Source organism: Vibrio gallaecicus (assembly GCF_024347495.1).
Classification (GTDB): domain Bacteria; phylum Pseudomonadota; class Gammaproteobacteria; order Enterobacterales; family Vibrionaceae; genus Vibrio; species Vibrio gallaecicus.
Map to the genome: position 1 here is coordinate 655,403 of NZ_AP025490.1, position 19,445 is coordinate 674,847.

Sequence of the window (19,445 nt, forward strand, 5' to 3'; positions counted from 1 at the left end):
TGCAGGCTGTAATATAATTGTCATGTGATAGACATATTATGACAATAGCTCAAAAAAGGTAGATAGACACATGGCTCCAGCCGGATTTTCATTGAAAGAACGCGATAAAAAAAGATGGTTGAAAGATCGACTTGTTCGCTTTTCAGTGACTTGCGGCGGCGTTAGTGTGTTAGCGGCTTTAGTTTTAATTTTCGTGTACCTCGCTATCGTTATATTGCCTGTATTTACTGATGCTGGGCTACAGACTGCGCAGGCTGAAAAATCTATTCACGTAGAGCAACCTATTGCTCTTTCTATTGACGAATACGGCAAGCACGCATTTACTGTTGAACAGTCTGGTTCTGTTCAGTTTTGGGATCTTGAAGCGCAAGGCAGTGATCCTTATTTCACACAATCCATTATTGATAGCCCTATTGTATTTTCTCGTTCGATTGCGTCTGACAATTGGTATGCATTTGCGAACAATCAGGGGCACATTCAGTTTTTCTCTCCTGAATATAGTGCACCTCTGACTCAAAAAGAAAAAACGACCACTCCAACCATTGAACTTTTACAAGCATCTCAAAGTTTGGTTGCATTTTCTCCACCTGAAGCTTCAACTATTATTCAACAATTTACATTTTCTTTGGACAGCCGAAACTTAACCATCGCAGCTCAATTCTCTGACTTACGTTTATTGATTAAGTCTTATGTTGTTAACCCTGCTGGTGAGTTTTCCGAAACCTCAAGCCAATGGCTTTCTGATGAGTTTGGTTATCAGGATCAAATTCAACTGACTCCTGATGGCCGAACCTTGTATTTAAGGGACGGCTCTGATTTAGCAGTATTAACGAATAGTGATACTGGATTCAATATCCGTGAAGTTATCGATTTAAGTTTGAATGATGAAAAACACGCGGTGAAAACCTTTAATTTACTGTCGGGTGCGTATTCATTACTGGTGACTCATATTGATGGTCAAGTGTCTCAGTGGTTTGATGTGTTGAATGATGAGAAGCGCTCTCTTACTCATATTCGTGATTTTCAATTAGCTGAAGCTGTGCAGTTTATTTTGCCAGACACTTATCGCAAGGGCTTCTATAGCTTTTATAAAAACGGCACAGTGCAGAGTCACTACACGACCAGTGAAAAGTTACTGATGTTTGAAAGAGCATTTGATAAATCCCCTCAACTGGCTGCGATGTCTAATAACGAATTACATTTAGCGACTTTTAGTGACAATAAAATCAGTGTTGCTAAGGTCGATAATGAATACCCTGAAATATCTTTTTCTTCGTTATGGCAAAAGGTTTGGTATGAAAGCTATCCAGAACCTCAATATGTTTGGCAATCTACTTCTGCTAGTGATGATTTTGAAGAGAAATTCAGTCTAGTTCCAATCACTTTCGGCACGCTAAAAGCCGCGATGTATGCGATGCTTTTTGCTGTTCCTATTGCGGTTCTTGGGGCAATTTACACCGCTTATTTTATGTCGCCTCGAATGAGGAGGGTAGTAAAGCCGTCTATTGAATTAATGGAAGCCCTACCAACCGTTATCATTGGTTTCTTGGCTGGTTTATGGTTTGCTCCCATTGTTGAAACCCATTTAACAGCTGTATTTTCTTTACTCATACTGCTGCCGTTGAGCACATTAGTGGTTGGTTTGGTGTGGTATTATCTGCCTGAAAATATTACTGGTAGATTCCCCAATGGTTGGCATGCATTGATATTGATTCCGATGCTAATTATTACGACATTGCTGGTGTTTGTTTTTGGAAGCCAAATAGAGACTCTCTTCTTTAATGGAGACTTACGATTAATGTTGGCTAATTATGGTATTGATTTTGACCAGAGAAATGCACTCGTTGTCGGCTTTGCAATGGGTTTTGCTGTTATCCCTACAATATTCACTATCGCTGAAGATGCCATATTCTCTGTACCGAAACACCTTTCTGATGGGTCACTTGCTCTCGGTGCTACTGCATGGCAAACCTTAATATATGTCGTACTACTAACTGCTAGCCCTGGTATTTTTTCAGCAGTAATGATGGGGCTAGGGAGAGCTGTAGGTGAGACTATGATCGTACTTATGGCTACAGGTAATACACCTATTATGGATTGGAATATTCTAGAAGGGATGAGGACGTTATCTGCAACAATCGCGGTAGAACTTCCTGAGTCTGCAGTGGGAAGCTCTCACTTCCGTCTATTGTTCTTAGCTGCTTTGCTACTTTTCATATTCACCTTTGCTGTAAACTCTGTTGCAGAGTGGGTAAGGCAGCGATTAAGAGATAAGTACCGTGCCTTATAGATTATTTTATTTATCTAAGACCTTAGAAAAGGTTACCTCTACACCTACCTTAATTTACTGTTTTGTAGGTTGCGCTATATCTACGAGCGAGCTTTGTGATGATTAAATGGTTTCGCTCCGGCTCTCCGTGGATTTGGTTAACGGGTGGTGCAGTCAGCATTAGTATGCTTTCTGTACTGGGGTTGATGTTATTGATTGGCTGGAAAGGGCTTACTTACTTTTGGCCTGCACCGCTATACCAGTGGCAGACTCAAGTCGATACTGAGTCTTTCGTCTCAGGGGTTGATGCCGATGTTTCGACTAATGATGTACTGATTGGTCAACTTTATGAGCGTAAATATATACCTATCGAACAAATTTCAGGGGACCTAAGCCAATTCTCGGCGAAGAGCATCGAAAGCGGCTTTGTCCGTAGGTTAAGCATTAAAGTAGCGAATCGAGAGCTTTACCCTGCCGATTTTGTCGCCATTCTAGAAGTAGACCTACTTGAGCCTACAATGCCTAAAGAGTGGGCTGTTATTGAACGAAGCCGAGGTGGGTATTTCTTTGGCAAACCGGTCGGCTTTAAAACCGCATCAGGTATCCGCACACAAAATATTGATCAAGAGTTGTTACGTGGTTTAGCGTTTTCAGACACACTTCGAGATGAAACGTCGAGAATTGTAGATCAAGAAATCCGTGATATAAGCTGGCAATTAGAAAAGTTAAGGTTAGAAAAGCGTAAGCATCAACTGAATGAGCAGTTAACTGACGAATACCTCAGTTCCTATACATTGAAAAAGGAACAATTGAATAGTCAGTTAATGGATGCCGAGTTACGTTTAGAGCAATTAAGAAAACAGCTGAATATCGAAGCTTTACTTGTCGTAGATATGACAGGGGAAACGGTTGAAATTCCACTTAGCCATATTTTAGATTATTGGTACCCGAACCAAATGACTTATCCTGAAAAGGTGACGCATTGGGGCAAGCAGGTTTGGAAGTTTTTATCGGAAAACCCTCGAGATTCTAACTCTGAAGGCGGCGTGTTCCCCGCAATCTTTGGCACGGTTTTACTGGTTATATTAATGTCGATCGTTGTGATGCCTTTAGGTGTTGTTGCAGCTATTTATCTTCATGAGTACGCAAAAACGAATGCTCTGACACGAATAATCCGAATTGCTGTCATAAACTTAGCCGGAGTGCCTTCTATCGTTTATGGTGTTTTTGGGCTTGGTTTCTTTGTTTATACCATTGGTGGGTCAATTGATTCATTATTTTACACTGAGCGCTTACCGGCCCCGACCTTTGGTACTCCTGGGTTACTTTGGTCTTCACTTACTTTAGCAGTACTGACTTTGCCTGTAGTGATTGTGACGACAGAGGAAGGTTTAACTCGGATCCCAAGTGCTGTGCGTCATGGTTCATTGGCGTTAGGTGCGACACAATTTGAAACGCTGTGGCGGATTATTTTGCCTATGGCGAGCCCTGCTATTATTACGGGGTTAATTTTGGCAATTGCCCGCGCTGCAGGTGAGGTTGCACCATTAATGCTGGTGGGTGTAGTTAAGCTCGCATCGAGCCTACCTGTAGACAGCCAGTTCCCGTACATTCACCTAGACAGGAAGTTCATGCATTTAGGCTTCCATATTTATGATGTTGGGTTCCAAACATCTAATATTGAAGCTGCAAGACCACTTGTTTATGCGACTTCATTTTTGTTGGTTACAGTGATTGTTGGGCTTAACTTAACGGCAATTAATATCCGAAATAACCTGCGTGAAAAGTATCGTACTTTAGGACAAGATTAAGATGTTTTCGATTAATGAAACTTTGGGTTATCAAGCGCCATTAGACGTGCATAACCTAACGAAAGATGAAACCGCTATCTCGATAGAGAACTTGAACTTGTACTATAAAGAGACGCAAGCGCTTGACGATATTTCAATGAATATTCCTAAAGGGCAAGTGACAGCATTTATTGGACCTTCTGGGTGCGGGAAGTCGACATTGTTACGCTGCATTAATCGTATGAATGATTTAGTGGAAGGCTGTAAAGTTTCAGGAAAAGTGAAGCTTTATGGGAATAATGTTTATCACCCTAAGGTTGATGTCGCGACGTTAAGACGTCGAGTGGGTATGGTTTTTCAACGCCCTAATCCATTTCCTAAATCGATTTACGAAAATGTTGTTTATGGTTTAAGGCTACAAGGTGTTAGTAACAGCCGAGATTTAGATGATGCAGTAGAACGTTCTTTGAGAGCTGCAGCTTTGTGGGATGAAGTAAAAGATCGACTTCATGAAAATGCCTTTGGTCTATCTGGTGGTCAGCAGCAGCGTTTGGTTATTGCTAGAGCTGTTGCTATTGAGCCGGAGGTTCTTTTACTTGATGAGCCGACATCGGCTCTGGATCCTATTTCTACGTTAACTATTGAAGAGTTAATTAACGATCTTAAGACACAATATACTGTAGTAATTGTTACGCATAACATGCAGCAAGCTGCCCGTGTTAGTGATCATACTGCCTTTATCCATATGGGAAAATTGATCGAATACTCAGATACTGACTCTATCTTTACCTCGCCATTGAAAAACCAAACCGAAGACTATATTACAGGTAGGTATGGTTAATTTATTGGCATTATCTGTATCGGGAAATATTTAAACTAAGGAAAATACATGCAATTTGGTCGTCATATATCAGGGCAGTTTAATGTTGAACTAGAAGCTATTAGAACTCATGTGCTTACGATGGGTGGTTTAGTGGAACAACAACTGTCATTTGCGATGCAGGCACTTCACAAGGATGATGCTGATCTGGCAAATAAAGTGATACGTGATGATCATAAAGTGAATGCGATGGAAGTGTCCATTGATGAAGCTTGTACTCGAATTATTGCTAAACGTCAGCCTACCGCTAAAGATTTACGTTTAATAATGGCGATCATCAAAACGATTACCGATCTAGAACGAATTGGTGATGTTGCCTCTAAAATAGCTCAAGGTGCGATAGAGATCCCTTCGACCAAAGAACAAAAATTTCATGTTTCGTTAGAGCCTCTTTGCCGTCAAGCAATCACCATGCTGCATCAAGTGTTGGACGCTTTTGCTCGTATGGATGTCGATGCTGCGGCAGAAGTTCATAAACTTGATGATAAGTTGGATGCGGAATACGAGGCTGTCATTAGACAATTAATGACGTATATGATGGAAGATCCTAAGAACATCCCAAATATTTTGCAGGTGATGTGGTCAGCCCGAGCGATTGAACGGGTGGGAGATCGTTGCCAAAATATCTGCGAATACATTATTTACTTTGTGAAGGGTAAAGATGTACGCCATCTAGGTGATCAAAGCCTAGATGACGCACTGAAGTAGATTTTAACTTTAGAAGCGAATAATTGCACCAAGGTTAACATTGATAGTTGTGTCATACGGCACAAAGGTCTTATTGTGATCAAAGATATTCATATCAACACCAGCTCGTAGTCCAAGCATTGGTGTCGCTTGGTACACGTAGGCACCGCCTAGGCTTAATCCATGTGCTGTCTTCTCTTCAACTTCGCCATTGCGCGTTTTGGTTCCGTCATAACTCGCTACACCGATCTCAGCTTGAAAACCGTGGGTCTGGTTACTTCCAAACATATTTTGGATACCAACTCGGTACGCATCGACAGTTTCATCGTATCGATCGCTGTCATACCAAAGGTGAGAATAGCTTAGGTAAACCGCCCCTAGATTTGCCACATCAGTAATACCTGCTTGCATTCCAAACCATGATAGGAACCAATTTTTAGTTCTGGTGAAAGGTGTAAACCATTAGCATGAACAAGCATTGGGCAAGAAGTTAGAGCTGTAATAAGAAGTGCTGTTTTGAATTTCATATTGATACCACTGAGATCTGTGGCCAACCATGGCAAGGTGAATATCCATATAGGTGAACGGCTTTGATGCAACTTAGGTCCGTTCAACTTAGTTAATTAATTTGATTAGGGTTTCCCCCACCATCCTTAGTAGGGGAGAGAGTGTTACTTAAAGTTGTATTGAATACCTACGCCGCCAGAGACATCAGAAGATGAATACTTCCCAGATGTTTCATAATTCAATGTACCAGATACACTAAGTTTCTCGTTGATACCATATGCTCCACCCAGTGCTAATGCTTCTTTAGAACCTGCAAATCCTACACCTGCTCCAATCGCGAACTCGCCGTTGGTGACAAAAGGTCTTGCGTTAGTTACAGCATGTATACTTGCTCTAATCCCATCCATTTGTTCTTGGTGCTCATTGAATTTTTGATTGTACTCTTCCGCCATTGCTTGAAAGCCAAGCTCTAAATCAGAACTACGTTCAGCTTCAGTTGGTCCCGAAATATCAGGTACATCGATATCATCTCCTTCAATAGGGTTTGATGGCGTCGTTGGCTGCGGTCTCTCAGGGCTATTATCAACAGGTGGTTGAGTAGGCTCTGGTAACGTTGGTTGAACTGGCAACTGTGGCTGAGTTGGTGTTTGTTCAATTGGCTGCGTTGGTTTTGGCAGCTCAATAGGGTTACTAGGCTCTGGTAATGTTGGGTGCTCTGGCAATACAGGCTGAGTTGGTGTTTGCTCAATTGGCTGCGTTGGTTTTGGCAGTTCAATAGGGTGACTAGCGTCTGGTAATGTTGGTTGAACTGGTAATACAGGCTGAGTCGGAGTCTGCTCAATTGGCTGCGTTGGTTTTGGCAGTTCAATAGGGTGACTAGCGTCTGGTAACGTTGGTTGACCTGGTAATACAGGCTGAGTCGGGGTTTGCTCAATTGGATTAACTGCGTCAACCCAAACTGGATTTTGTATGTCGTTTTGAGCTAGAGCAGGAAGAGAAAATAGGCTTGCTAGTGATGCTGCGATAATTGACTTTTTCATTGATTACACTCTCAATAAATTTAATATTGAGCATCCTTACTACGTTTAATATGGTTGACTCCGTGTCGATGGAGTAGATATTAAACAGAGTATTAATTTTAGGCTAAGTAGATATTCGTATCTCTATAATAAGCGTTACTTATTAACCTGAGTTGATAGTGCTTTTTGTATTAACTCAAATAGCCAGTTGGCTAAGGAGGAGTTTCTGTTTTTAGTATGTAAGTGGCAATAAACGGGAGTTTTTGGAGAATCACCATCGAGCAACACATCGATTCCACGAAGGGCAGGGTAACTATCAACTGGAAAAAGGTTTGAATGTGGCATGTACATATCTGTATGTTGAATGACGTCAATGAGTGCCATAATTAACTCACTACGAAAACCAACATTATGCTCAATAGAAAGCTCAGTTAGGATGTCTGACGCTAAGCTATGGTTATCGTTCCAGCCTGGTGTGACTAATGAGGCTATCTCGTACCCAGCCATATCATATGGAGTAATACTATCTTGTTTTAAAGGGTGGTCTTTTCTTACAAAGATACGTCCCGTCAGCTCAATCAGCTTTTTCGTATAAACTTCTTTGCTCGTATTGGTACCAAGGTAACTGACACCCATCAATACCTCACCTTTTTGAATATCAGAAACAGAAGCACTGGTCCAAGATACTAATTCTAGATTCGCGTTGGGTGCTTGATCTTTTATCATTCTAAATAAAGAACCAGACAAACAAGATAACACTATAGGTGATAGAGCAATTTTGAGTGTGTAGTCGATATCTTTTGGATCAAATATATTCGATGTATTAATCGCGACAGATAGACCGTCCATGAACGGCTTTATTTCATTGGTGAGCTGTTCTGAGAAAGCGGTAGGCTGCAAACCACCATGGACTTTGACGAAAAGGTCATCGTTAAAGTGGTGCCTTAGCTTTTGGAGAGCTTGACTGACAGCAGGCTGTGAAACAAAAAGTCGCTCAGCAGCCTTTCTGGTGTTTTTTTCTTGATAAACAATAAGAAATGTTCGTAATAGGTTTAAATCAAGAGAGCTGAATAAGTCTTTAGCCATATCTATCCATGAAAGGTTTGCCGCGTCATAAAGTCTAATATACGTCAGTAGGTTAAATTAGTCAGCGAGGTTATCTTTGAATTTGTGTTAGTGACTATTCCCTTAAGCGGTGAGAGCCACTTTTATATCAGATATCTTGTTAGCGTCGGTTACTGGGATCTGATAATCATCAATGTCACTACTTCCCATTTGAGCACTCGAGTTATTTTCCATTAGGCTTGGTCTTGTCGATTTACCTGAAAGGTGAAGCGCAGGTACTTGAGTGGTGTTTTGAATCATTTTAGCATTTGTTGCATTGACTCCCGCTCCTGCCATTATGTCGATTCTCCCATCAGCTTGCTTGACCATATCTGACAATATATCGATACCTTGCTCAGCATTAGCAGCAAGCCCTGATGTTAGGACTCTTTTACATCCAAGTGTAATGACCTGCTCTAACGCAGTTTGGTAATCAGAGCTTTGATCAATGGCTCTGTGAAATGTAATTCCTAGCTCTAATGAGTGTGCTTTATTAGCCAGTTTATGCATTTTCGGCATATCAATGCTTCCATTAGGCGCTAGCACTCCTAAAACTACACCATCCAGTCCTGAACTTGCACAAGCTTCAATATCTTCAAGCATACAGAACATATCATCATCATCGAAAATAAAGTCACCTTGTCTTGGGCGTATCATTGCGTACACCGGAACAGAAGAAATTCTTGCAGCTTGCTTCATCATTCCCAAGCTTGGCGTTAACCCACCAAGTGCTAATGAAGAGCACAGTTCAATTCGATTAGCGCCACCAGATAGTGCGTTATGGAGAGATTCTAAATTGTCGATACAGACTTCAATTTCGGTGTTCATTTTATTTATCCGTTTAAAAGTTTCTCATGAAATAATAGCAATCTAGATACGAATCTGAATAGGTGTTGTGGGAGGAAAATAGAGGTAAAGTTTGGGTTTGTTACTACCCCAATTAAACTATTCCAATTAGCTATTATTTCAATTAAATATTGCGGATACAGTTTTGAAGAGTTTGAAGAGTTTGAAGGCAGTAGAGGGAATATAAAAAAGCCCGAAGCGTTAACTTCGGGCTTTTAATAAGGACTTTACTTCTTAACTGATTGGCGGTGCGCTTTGCGCTATTAGCTTATGCTTTATTTCTCTTTATAGAGAGTCTTCCAACCATTAACCCGCGTTGAGTTCGGGCTTAAGAGGTAATTACTTGCTTAGGTCGTCAGCGTGCTCAGATAGGAATGCTGCAACACCTTTTGGAGATGCGTCCATACCTGATTTACCTTCTTCCCATTGTGCAGGACAAACTTCACCATTCTTCTCGTGGAAGTTAAGTGCGTCTACCATGCGTAGCATTTCGTCGATGTTACGACCTAGTGGAAGATCGTTAACTACTTGGTGACGTACAAGACCGTCAGCATCGATTAGGAAAGAACCACGGAAAGCAACGCCTGCTTCTGGGTGTTCAACATCGTATGCTTTACAGATTTCGTGCTTAACGTCAGCAACTAGTGGGTATTTAACTTGACCGATACCGCCATCAGCGATAGCAGTGTTACGCCATGCGTTGTGAGAGAATTGTGAATCGATAGAAACACCAATTACTTCAACACCTTTAGCTTGGAAATCTTCTAGACGGTTGTCAAAAGCGATTAGCTCTGAAGGACAAACGAATGTGAAGTCTAGTGGGTAGAAGAAAACTACAGCTTTCTTACCTTTTGTGAATTCTGCGAAGTTGAAGCTATCAACGATTTCGCCGTTACCTAGAACAGCTGCAGCAGTAAAATCAGGGGCTTGACGACCTACTAGTACCATTTTGGAATCTCCTAAAAATTTAATGTCCAAACATCTTTGTTTGGGCTTTCGTTTCTACGCGACAAACTATAGTACAAACGTTACTATAGAAAAAAGCGAATTAAATAGATTAAGTTAATCGAAAAAAGCGATTAGGTTGTTATCTATCCTTACCGCCCATCTATTGACCTTCATTTAATTTATCCTACTCATATTACAAAGTAATTTCATGAATAAATGGCCCAGTCTTAAACAGCTTCATTATCTCGTTACGCTGCATGAAACTCGTCACTTTAGTGATGCTGCCGATCGCTGCTTTGTGAGCCAATCAACACTCAGTAAAGGCATCCAAAACTTAGAAGAGTTGATTGGATGTCCTCTGTATGAAAAGAAAGATAAGAAAAGCCCACTTGTATTTACTCAGGCCGGTGAGCTGGTGGTGAAGCATGGTCGTGAACTATTAGCAAAGGGACAAGATTTAGTTGAGCTTGGAACTCTATGCCAAGGTGACGGTATGCAAGGTCAACTAAAAGTCGGGTGTATACCTACTATTGCACCATTTCTTTTATGTGACCTCGTTCAAGAGGTAAACAGACGCTTCCCACAGTTAACGCTATTACTCAGAGAGGATACGACGACTAACTTATTGGCTGCACTGAGACATGGTGAGCTGGATGTACTTATTCTTGCTTTACCTGTCGACATAGCCAACATGGAAAGTAAAGTCGTTGGGCAGGACCCTTTTAGAATGGTGATTAGTCGTAGCCAAGCGGATGGTATACGTGTCCCTATTAAATACGATGATCTACCTGATGAATCTGTTTTCTTACTAGAAAATGAACACTGCTTAACTGAGCATGCGGTATCTGCCTGTAAGTTAACTGATAAAGAAAAGATAAACCCATTTACTGCGACGAGCTTACATACTCTGGTTCAAATGGTTGCGAATGGTCTAGGGACTACTTTTATTCCACAAATGGCAATAGACCATGGCTTGCTTGAAAATCAAAATTTGGTTGTGATAGACCCACCAGGGCAGCAAGCTTATCGTGATATTGGTTTAGTTTGGCGTCCGAGTTCCTCTAGACAAGAAACATTCAGTCAATTAGCAGAAGTGGTATCTGAACTACTTTAGCGGTTGGTCTTATACAAAAAGCTCACTGTAAAAGGTGAGTTTTTTAGTATAAAACTCTGTTGGTGTTTTTTGTCTTGTAAAATTTTACAGCTTTTAGCTTTTAAACCTTTCATACAATAGTAAAATTTCACATAAAGTGTTTTACAGTTTTTTCTCCTTATCTTGTTTAAATAGCCATACTTTCCAGCCTCTAACTTATTGTTAAATAAGCAACGCCTCACATACCCCGCGTTTCGAACGCTTGTTTTAAACGATTTTTACCCATCAAAATATTGGTAATTTAATTACGTAATAAATTACAAATAATGGCATTGAAACAGGTGTTTAATCACAACCGAACAAAACTTCGTTTTTAACTTTTTATTAACTTTAGACCTTTAGCTCTACACGATCTTGGTATAGGTTAAATGCATACCAGATAAGACTTATGTCTAGCTTTAAAAGGCTTGTAATCAAGTTTCAAGTCGGTGAATGTAATAGACATAGCGACACAGATACAAAGAAAAATATAAACAGATAACGGATAGAAATGACCTAAGTGAGAACGATGATGTAAATGTTCTTTGTGGTTTAAAACTTACAAATGTAGTGTCAAGGACGGGATTATGCTTGCTCAACCAACGAAAACAACATCACAGAAGAATAAAAACACTCAAACCGAAGGCATGCTTGAGGTTACTGGTCGCCTTTCTCCAGAACACCAAGCAATTTTCCCTTTGGAAGCCCAAACCTTTTTATCTTTACTGTGTGAAAAGTTTGCTCCTCAAATTGATGAGCTGCTTATTACGCGAGAAGTTAAGCAAGCACAAATCGACGCTGGTCAACTGCCGGACTTCTTAAAGGATACACAGGATATCCGAGAGGGAAGCTGGAAGATTCAAGGGATCCCTTCTGATCTACAGGATCGCAGAGTTGAAATTACAGGACCTACTGACCGTAAGATGGTGATTAATGCACTTAATGCCAATGTGAAAGTATTCATGGCTGATTTTGAAGATTCAATGTCACCAGCTTGGAATAAAGTACTCGATGGTCAAGTGAACCTTCGTGATGCGGTTAATGGCACTATCGATTACACAAACCCAAGCAATGGTAAGCAATATCAGTTAGCCGAAGATCCAGCTGTTCTCATTTGTCGTGTGCGCGGGCTACACCTAAAAGAAAAGCATGTCACTTTTAATGGTCAAATTATTCCTGGTGCTTTGTTTGATTTTGCTCTGTATTTCTATAACAACTATGTAGCCTTACTGAAAAAAGGCAGTGGACCTTACTTCTACATTCCGAAATTACAGAGCCATCAAGAAGCTAAGTGGTGGAGTGATGTATTCCATTTCACAGAAGACTATTTCGGGCTTGATACAGGCACCATCAAAGCAACGGTACTCATCGAAACGTTACCAGCTGTATTTGAAATGGATGAGATTCTATTCTCTCTAAAAGAGCATATTGTCGGTTTGAACTGTGGGCGCTGGGATTATATTTTTAGTTATATCAAAACCCTACGTAAATACCCAGATAGAGTGCTGCCAGATCGCCAAGTAGTGACCATGGATAAACCTTTCCTTAATGCTTATTCAAGGCTGTTAGTGAGTACCTGTCATAAACGTGGAGCTTTCGCGATGGGAGGAATGGCCGCCTTCATTCCAGCGAAAGATCCTCAAACCAACCAGCAAGTTCTCGATAAAGTACACAACGATAAGTCACTTGAAGCAAATAATGGACATGATGGAACTTGGGTTGCACACCCTGGTTTAGCGGATACAGCCATTTCTGTTTTTAATGAAAAGCTAGGAGAGCGTACAAACCAGTTGGATGTATCACGTAATCAAGATGCTCCGATTTCTGCGGAAGAACTTTTAGCGCCTTGTGATGGTGAAATAACAGAACAAGGAATGCGACATAATATTCGAGTGGCATTGCAATATATCGAAGCTTGGATTTCTGGCAATGGATGTGTACCGATTTACGGACTAATGGAAGATGCCGCCACTGCAGAAATATCTAGAGCGTCCATATGGCAATGGATTCAGCATCAGAAAACATTAGATAACGGGTCTGTTGTGACTAAATCACTATTTGAACAGTACCTTTCTGAAGAATTTATTGCAGTTAAAGAAGAAGTAGGGGAAGAACGCTTCCTATCGGGCAGATTTGAAGAGGCAGCTAAATTAATGGCAGAACTGACTACTAGCGATGAGCTAACTAATTTCTTAACAGTGCCTGGGTACGACTTTTTAGAGTAAGAATTGAGCAAGTAAAATAAACCATAACAAGTATGAAAATAAGAAGATTCAGTAACGAATTACTAGAAATAAATAATCAAACAATAACGTGAATATAAGCTTCCAAATTCAGAGTCAGCCGTACTGAACGAGAAGTAATGCCAAGGTGCATGAAGCGCCAATAATGAGAGGGATAGACCATGACATTAACTCGCCGCCAACAAATTGAAGCTCTAGAAAAAGATTGGGCAACGAACCCACGCTGGAATAACGTAAAACGTACTTACACCGCAGAGGAAGTTGTTGAACTTCGTGGCTCTGTAGTACCTGCTAATACCCTCGCTCAACGTGGTGCAGATAAACTTTGGGAGCTTGTGAATGGTTCTTCGAAGAAAGGTTATGTGAACTGTTTAGGTGCATTAACTGGCGGACAAGCGGTTCAACAAGCTAAAGCTGGTATTGAAGCTATTTACCTTTCAGGTTGGCAGGTTGCAGCGGATAACAATACCGCTTCCACTATGTACCCAGATCAGTCTTTATACCCAGTAGATTCTGTACCTTCGGTAGTAAAACGTATTAATAACTCATTCCGTCGTGCAGACCAAATTCAGTGGGCAGCAGGTAAAACAGCCGAAGATGATGGTGGAATTGATTACTTCCTACCTATCGTAGCAGATGCAGAAGCTGGTTTTGGCGGTGTATTGAATGCTTATGAGCTGATGAAAAACATGATTGAATCTGGTGCGGCTGGAGTTCACTTTGAAGACCAACTTGCTTCCGTTAAAAAGTGTGGTCATATGGGGGGTAAAGTACTCGTTCCTACACAAGAAGCGGTTCAGAAGTTAGTGGCGGCTCGACTAGCAGCCGATGTAGCAGGCACCACAACACTAGTAATTGCTCGTACTGATGCGAATGCCGCTGACTTACTGACATCTGATTGTGACCCATACGATAGTGAGTTCATCCAAGGCGAACGTACTGCTGAAGGTTTCTACAAAGTTGATGCGGGTATCGACCAAGCGATTTCTCGAGGTCTAGCTTACGCGCCTTATGCTGATTTGATTTGGTGTGAAACAGCAACGCCATGTCTTGAAGAAGCGCGTAAATTTGCTGAAGCAATTCATGCTAAATACCCAGACCAACTACTTGCGTATAACTGTTCACCTTCGTTTAACTGGGAGAAAAACCTAGATTCAGAAACGATTGCTAAGTTCCAACAAGAGCTTGCAAATATGGGTTACAAATACCAATTCATCACTTTGGCTGGTATTCATAACATGTGGTACAACATGTTTGAACTGGCACACGCTTACGCACAAGGTGAAGGTATGCGTCATTATGTTGAGAAAGTTCAACGCCCTGAGTTTGAAGCTGCTGATCGCGGTTACACGTTCGTAGCTCACCAACAAGAAGTAGGTACAGGTTACTTTGACCGAATGACAAATACGATTCAAGGTGGCAGTTCTTCAGTGACGGCATTAACCGGCTCAACAGAAGAAGAGCAGTTCTCCTAACTAAGCAATAAATAGTTAATAACCCCAAAAACGCTATCACTATGCCACTGTTCATATAGTGATAGCTTACAAAATTCCTGATTGATGGGAATGCATGAAACCCTGACCTTTGAGCGGCTAATCTAGCCGCTCTTTTTTTGTTTATAGATTATTAATTATAGATTAGAGGTTTAATGGGGGATGTGATTGAATTGCTCATTAACTAATGACTGACAAAAAGAAAGCGCTCCTCATTTAACTGAGAAGCGCTTGGTGAGTAGAGAGCTATCTAATTTGAGCCTCTAGACCGAATAAGTAAGAGGTTACACATTAGCTATTTGGTCAACATTAGCGATTCATTCAGCATGAACTGCTAGATCAAAGCTAAAAGAGAAACTACAGCTTAAAGAAGCCCAATAAATCTTTTTGTTTTGCAGCTAAAGAAGAAAGTTCTTCACTTGCCTCTTTGCTTTGCCTAATACCAGAAACATTCTGGTGAACAATATCGAAAGTCTGAGATACATTTTGTGAAATATCTTGAGTTACGCCAGACTGTTCTTCAGATGCAGTTGCAACCTGTGTGTTCATATCTGAAATCAAGCTAACTGAGTGAGTGATAGACGAGAAGGCTTCACGTAATTGCTCACTGTAGTTTCGAGATTCCTCGGCAAGTGACAGGTTAGATTGCATGAATTGATTCGCATCTTTAGCTTGAGCTTGTAATCGAGAAATGATCTCTTGGATATCAACAGTAGACTGCTGAGTTTTCGCTGCAAGTGATCGAACTTCATCGGCTACAACCGCAAAGCCACGACCTTGTTCACCGGCTCGTGCTGCCTCAATTGCGGCATTCAGTGCAAGTAAGTTGGTCTGTTCTGAAATGGAATTGATAACCTCAATCACAGTTCCAATCTCAACTGAATATTCTTGCAACTGATTGACAATATTCGACGTTTCTTCGATTGATGTTTCTACTTTACGTGATATGTCATCCGAAGAATCTAAAGAGCCTCCACCTTTTTCAACATTTGAAGTCGCATCGGTTGCTGCACTTTCTGCACTTGCGGCATTTTGGCTGACTTCACTGGCGGTACTTGAAAGTTCATTAATTGCTGTCGCAATTTGTTCCATTTGGCTCAGTTCTTGTTGAGCGTTACTTTCTGTCTCACTCATGACTGCTGTTAATTCGACAGAAGCTGCGGAAACGTTGTCTGAAATTTGGTGGAACCCATCAATAATTCGGCGAAGTTCTTGGCGCATCTCTAAAATATTGGCATAGATACCACTTTCTTTACCTGTGATTGCAATCTCTTTTGATAGGTTTCCTGAAGCCACTTCTTCAACAATCGCTTGAATATCACTAGGTTCACCACCCACGACTTTAAGTACGCTACGGTATATTGATACCGCAATACCTAAGGCAATAATTACTACGAAGATAGAAAGAATTACGAGAACGAATTGAGCATTAGAGAAACGTTCAACCATTTCTGGTCCAACAGAATCTTGCTTGCTTTTGGTCGATAGTTTTATTTCTTCGATGGTTCTTGCCGCAGATACACCCATGACATCGAGAGTGCTAGAAACGATACCATTTCTTTGGTTTATGGTTTTAACGACTTCTGCAAACGTGGTCTGGTAGGTTTTAAATGAATTATTGAATTCATTTAAATGTCTTATTTGTTTTGTCGACATCAGTTGTGATTCGATTTCCTCAGATAGTTCAGCGGCATACTTGAACTCTTGCTGTGCACGCTTTGCATCTTCAATTTGGTTGCTCGTTAAAAATTTGGAAGCGTATAAACGTGATAGCAAAACGTGTTGTTGAAGGTTGCCAGAGCTAACTGCAACTTCAAGGTCTTCTTCAACTGATGCCTGTTCCATGAGGTTCGATACTGCTTTTCTCATGTCAATCCCAGATGGATCAAGTTGGTCTTTAACAAGGTGATTGCGGTCATTTACAAGCTGAACAACTTGGTTAAACCCTTGGCTGTATTGTTTCAGTTGATCTTCAATCGCTAAAAATTCGTTCTTATGACCATCATCAATATGAGAGTTCAAAACACCTTCTATGAGTTGAACTGAAGTGTTTATACGCTTATCTAATTCTGATATGTGTGAAGAGCTAGGGCTTTTAATGTATTTCAATGCTGCTAGTCGAGCTTCTAAAATATTAGCTTGAATTCGACCTGTAGATACACTTGTTAGTGCTAGAGAGCGGTAGGTATTAAAACCATCACTCGATTGATAAAAACGCAATGAGGCAACAACTGATATGACCAATATTAGGGCCAAAATAACCCCAAAACCTAAGGATAGTAATTTCTTTAAACTCATAATGATGATTCCCGTGAGACAGCTTACTTAATTATTATTGTTAATGAATTCTTACATTATAGTTATTAATAAATACATCAGTATGTTGATTTAAATATATTTATTCTCATTAGTAAGAATTGTGGGGAGGTATGGGCGCGAAAGTAAAGGCTCATATTGGTTCGAGCCTTTATATTTGGAGCTTCACCGTGTACGTTTTTTTAAGGTGTCGAGTAACCGTGTTCACCTTAATGAGGTCATTATCCTCATAGTTTTACTTATGAAGACATAAAACTATGACAATTGTGAGGGTGTTTAAGAAGAAGTTGCTAGACTGCTTAGCCTTATTCTTCTATAGCTTCAACTTCTACTTCTTCCGGCTCAGCTTCTTCTTGTAACTCTAACAAGTTGATAGCTATGGTTACGAAATCACTGTCAGTGATGATTCCTACTAGTTCACCGTTATCAACCACAGGTAAGCAACCAACTTTATGTTTTTGCATATAAATGGCACTTTCCTTTAAGCCAGCTCTTGGCTCAACAGACATAATATTGGTGTGCATGACATCTTTTAGCGGGGTTGCAAGAGTATAAGATTGTGCTTGAGGGATATTTTGTAGGCTGGATTCTTGAGCGGAAAGAATATCTCGTTGAGTTACGACTCCGAGTAAAGCCCGGTCTGCATCTACGACCGGAATATGCCTGATATCTAGCGCCTCCATTGTATTTTTTGCATCTGCCAACGTGTGTGAGCGTAATAGGGTATGAGGGTTGCGAGTCATCATATCTTCAACTTTGATCATACTGACCTCCTTCTTATTTAGTCTCTATATAGACTATAGTTTCTTAGCCTCTAAATATCTGAGAGCTAACTCATTATTGAGTGAGCTTTATACAATTAATTGATTTGCGACTCGTTTAGTATTTTAGCTTTGTCTTGATTGCGGCTTACATATCTCAATATGAACTCTGTCGTACATTGTTTGTACTAGGATTCTTAATGGCTGAGTTGTCATGGAAAATGTATTTTTTATGGCTACGGAAAGCAAATGATGTTCAAGAAAGTGCTAGGGGTAATTGTGGCGATAGGCATTCATAGTAGTGCGAATGCAATTGTTTTAGGAACGTTAGATACCGATGTCACCAGCCGAGTGACATTAAGAGCAAGTAATATGGCTGAATTTCCAATATGTGGAGGAACGCTAGTTACAGAGCAATGGGTAATGACGGCTGCCCACTGTGTTGTAATGGGGGAAGGGATTGATGAATCTTCTTATTACGTAACACCACCTCGCGAATTAGCGATTACCGCAAATGCGTATGATCTGAATGCAACCGATGTGAGTCATTATTACTCCGTTAGCCATGTGGTTGTTCATCCTGATTACACGCGTTTAAGTAAGTTCAAAGTTAACTCAGATAATAGCCGTGAACTAGTCCACACAGGTTTAGATAGCGATATTGCGCTTTTATATTTGGATCGCCCAGTGACTGGTGCTGCTTTGGCTCAATTAGCTTCCCCTCAATTGATGCAAAGTATTGAACAAAGATTAACTGCCGAGTGGGATGCGAATACATTAACGAATTATAGAAATAAAAATGTGACGGTTTCAGGCTGGGGAACGACAACGCCTTTAGCGGCTGAACCGTCTGTTCTCTTACGTAAAACAACCAGTACTTTCTTGCCTATTTCAGATTGCTACCAGAGACTGGAAGCGGGTAATGATATACCTGGGATCATTGATTCACCGGTAAATATCACCAAGTTATGTACGATACCTAATGAGGTAACGCCACTTGAACCAGATCAACGCACCCAATATGGGAACAGCGCTTGTAAAGGCGATAGCGGTGGTCCATTAGTTGATGACGTAACAGGATTACAAATTGGTATTGTTAGTGGTGGACCTATCATAATGCCGGTTTGTGGATCCGTTACCATCCCTAGTTTTTTTACCAAGATCAGTACGTATTATAACTGGGTTCAAAGTTATATCACGCAAGCAACCCCACCTTCTGAAATCATTATTGCCCCTAATTTTATCACCAATCTGGGGGATGGAACGGGTGGAGGTCCTGGTGGTGGCATAATCCCACCTTCAGATTGTAATGATAGTATCTCAACCAAAAACTGTAATTTTGTTCAGCCCGATGGTGGTGGAACTAATGCATACTGGCTTTCTATTTTATTGAGTTTGGTATTACTTCGAATATACAAGCGCCGTTAAATATTCTAGAGCCACATTCAGT

14 protein-coding genes and 1 pseudogene are annotated in these 19,445 nt (G+C 40.7%); 8 read left to right on the forward strand and 7 right to left on the reverse strand.

All coding sequences use genetic code 11. The features are described 5' to 3' along the window. The first annotated feature begins 70 nt into the window (after positions 1-70). From OCU78_RS02895 to phoU, 4 genes are all read left to right on the forward strand, one after another. Positions 71-2,290: an ABC transporter permease subunit gene (locus tag OCU78_RS02895; RefSeq protein WP_137374990.1), complete on the forward strand. Its 2,220-nt coding sequence runs from the start codon at positions 71-73 to the stop codon at positions 2,288-2,290. 98 nt (positions 2,291-2,388) lie between these two features. Further along, positions 2,389-4,080 carry a phosphate ABC transporter permease PstA gene (pstA, locus tag OCU78_RS02900; protein WP_137374989.1) on the forward strand — a complete coding sequence of 564 codons (1,692 nt, stop codon included), beginning with the start codon at positions 2,389-2,391 and terminating at the stop codon, positions 4,078-4,080. 1 nt (position 4,081) lies between these two features. Next, on the forward strand, positions 4,082-4,900 hold the full coding sequence (gene pstB, locus OCU78_RS02905; protein WP_137374988.1) for a phosphate ABC transporter ATP-binding protein PstB: 819 nt from the start codon (positions 4,082-4,084) through the stop codon (positions 4,898-4,900). 48 nt (positions 4,901-4,948) lie between these two features. Beyond that, entirely contained in the window at positions 4,949-5,647 is a 699-nt protein-coding gene (gene phoU, locus OCU78_RS02910; RefSeq protein ID WP_137374987.1) for a phosphate signaling complex protein PhoU, read from the forward strand. A 9-nt stretch (positions 5,648-5,656) separates the two neighbouring features. Here the strand turns inward: phoU and OCU78_RS02915 are convergent. The 5 genes and pseudogenes from OCU78_RS02915 to OCU78_RS02935 all read right to left on the reverse strand — a co-directional run bounded on the left by OCU78_RS02915 (position 5,657) and on the right by OCU78_RS02935 (position 10,050). After that, positions 5,657-6,153, reverse strand: a pseudogene (locus tag OCU78_RS02915) (hypothetical protein). Positions 6,154-6,297: 144 nt separating this feature from the next. After that, positions 6,298-7,173, reverse strand: a complete 876-nt coding sequence (locus tag OCU78_RS02920) for a YadA C-terminal domain-containing protein (protein WP_137374986.1) — start codon at positions 7,171-7,173, stop codon at positions 6,298-6,300. A gap of 135 nt (positions 7,174-7,308) precedes the next feature. After that, entirely contained in the window at positions 7,309-8,238 is a 930-nt protein-coding gene (locus OCU78_RS02925; RefSeq protein WP_137374985.1) for a LysR family transcriptional regulator, read from the reverse strand. A gap of 102 nt (positions 8,239-8,340) precedes the next feature. Further along, positions 8,341-9,084: a copper homeostasis protein CutC gene (locus OCU78_RS02930; RefSeq protein WP_137374984.1), complete on the reverse strand. Its 744-nt coding sequence runs from the start codon at positions 9,082-9,084 to the stop codon at positions 8,341-8,343. Positions 9,085-9,441: 357 nt separating this feature from the next. Continuing rightward, on the reverse strand, positions 9,442-10,050 hold the full coding sequence (locus OCU78_RS02935) for a peroxiredoxin C (RefSeq protein WP_137374983.1): 609 nt from the start codon (positions 10,048-10,050) through the stop codon (positions 9,442-9,444). Positions 10,051-10,258: 208 nt separating this feature from the next. On the opposite strand from OCU78_RS02935, the gene OCU78_RS02940 reads away from it, so the two are divergent. From OCU78_RS02940 to aceA, 3 genes are all read left to right on the forward strand, one after another. Continuing rightward, positions 10,259-11,164 carry a hydrogen peroxide-inducible genes activator gene (locus OCU78_RS02940; RefSeq protein ID WP_137374982.1) on the forward strand — a complete coding sequence of 302 codons (906 nt, stop codon included), beginning with the start codon at positions 10,259-10,261 and terminating at the stop codon, positions 11,162-11,164. A gap of 605 nt (positions 11,165-11,769) precedes the next feature. Then, a complete protein-coding gene (aceB, locus tag OCU78_RS02945; RefSeq protein WP_137374981.1) occupies positions 11,770-13,407 on the forward strand; it encodes a malate synthase A in 1,638 nt (545 codons plus the stop codon). A gap of 179 nt (positions 13,408-13,586) precedes the next feature. Next, positions 13,587-14,900: an isocitrate lyase gene (gene aceA, locus OCU78_RS02950; protein ID WP_137374980.1), complete on the forward strand. Its 1,314-nt coding sequence runs from the start codon at positions 13,587-13,589 to the stop codon at positions 14,898-14,900. Positions 14,901-15,275: 375 nt separating this feature from the next. On the opposite strand, the gene OCU78_RS02955 is transcribed toward aceA, so the two are convergent. Both OCU78_RS02955 and OCU78_RS02960 read right to left on the reverse strand, forming a co-directional pair. Then, positions 15,276-17,216, reverse strand: a complete 1,941-nt coding sequence (locus OCU78_RS02955) for a HAMP domain-containing methyl-accepting chemotaxis protein (RefSeq protein ID WP_137374979.1) — start codon at positions 17,214-17,216, stop codon at positions 15,276-15,278. Between the two features lie 323 nt (positions 17,217-17,539). Continuing rightward, entirely contained in the window at positions 17,540-17,998 is a 459-nt protein-coding gene (locus OCU78_RS02960; RefSeq protein WP_137374978.1) for a CBS domain-containing protein, read from the reverse strand. A 249-nt stretch (positions 17,999-18,247) separates the two neighbouring features. Between OCU78_RS02960 and OCU78_RS02965 the strand changes: the two genes are divergently transcribed. Further along, on the forward strand, positions 18,248-19,423 hold the full coding sequence (locus OCU78_RS02965; RefSeq protein WP_137375010.1) for a S1 family peptidase: 1,176 nt from the start codon (positions 18,248-18,250) through the stop codon (positions 19,421-19,423). Positions 19,424-19,445 lie beyond the last annotated feature (22 nt).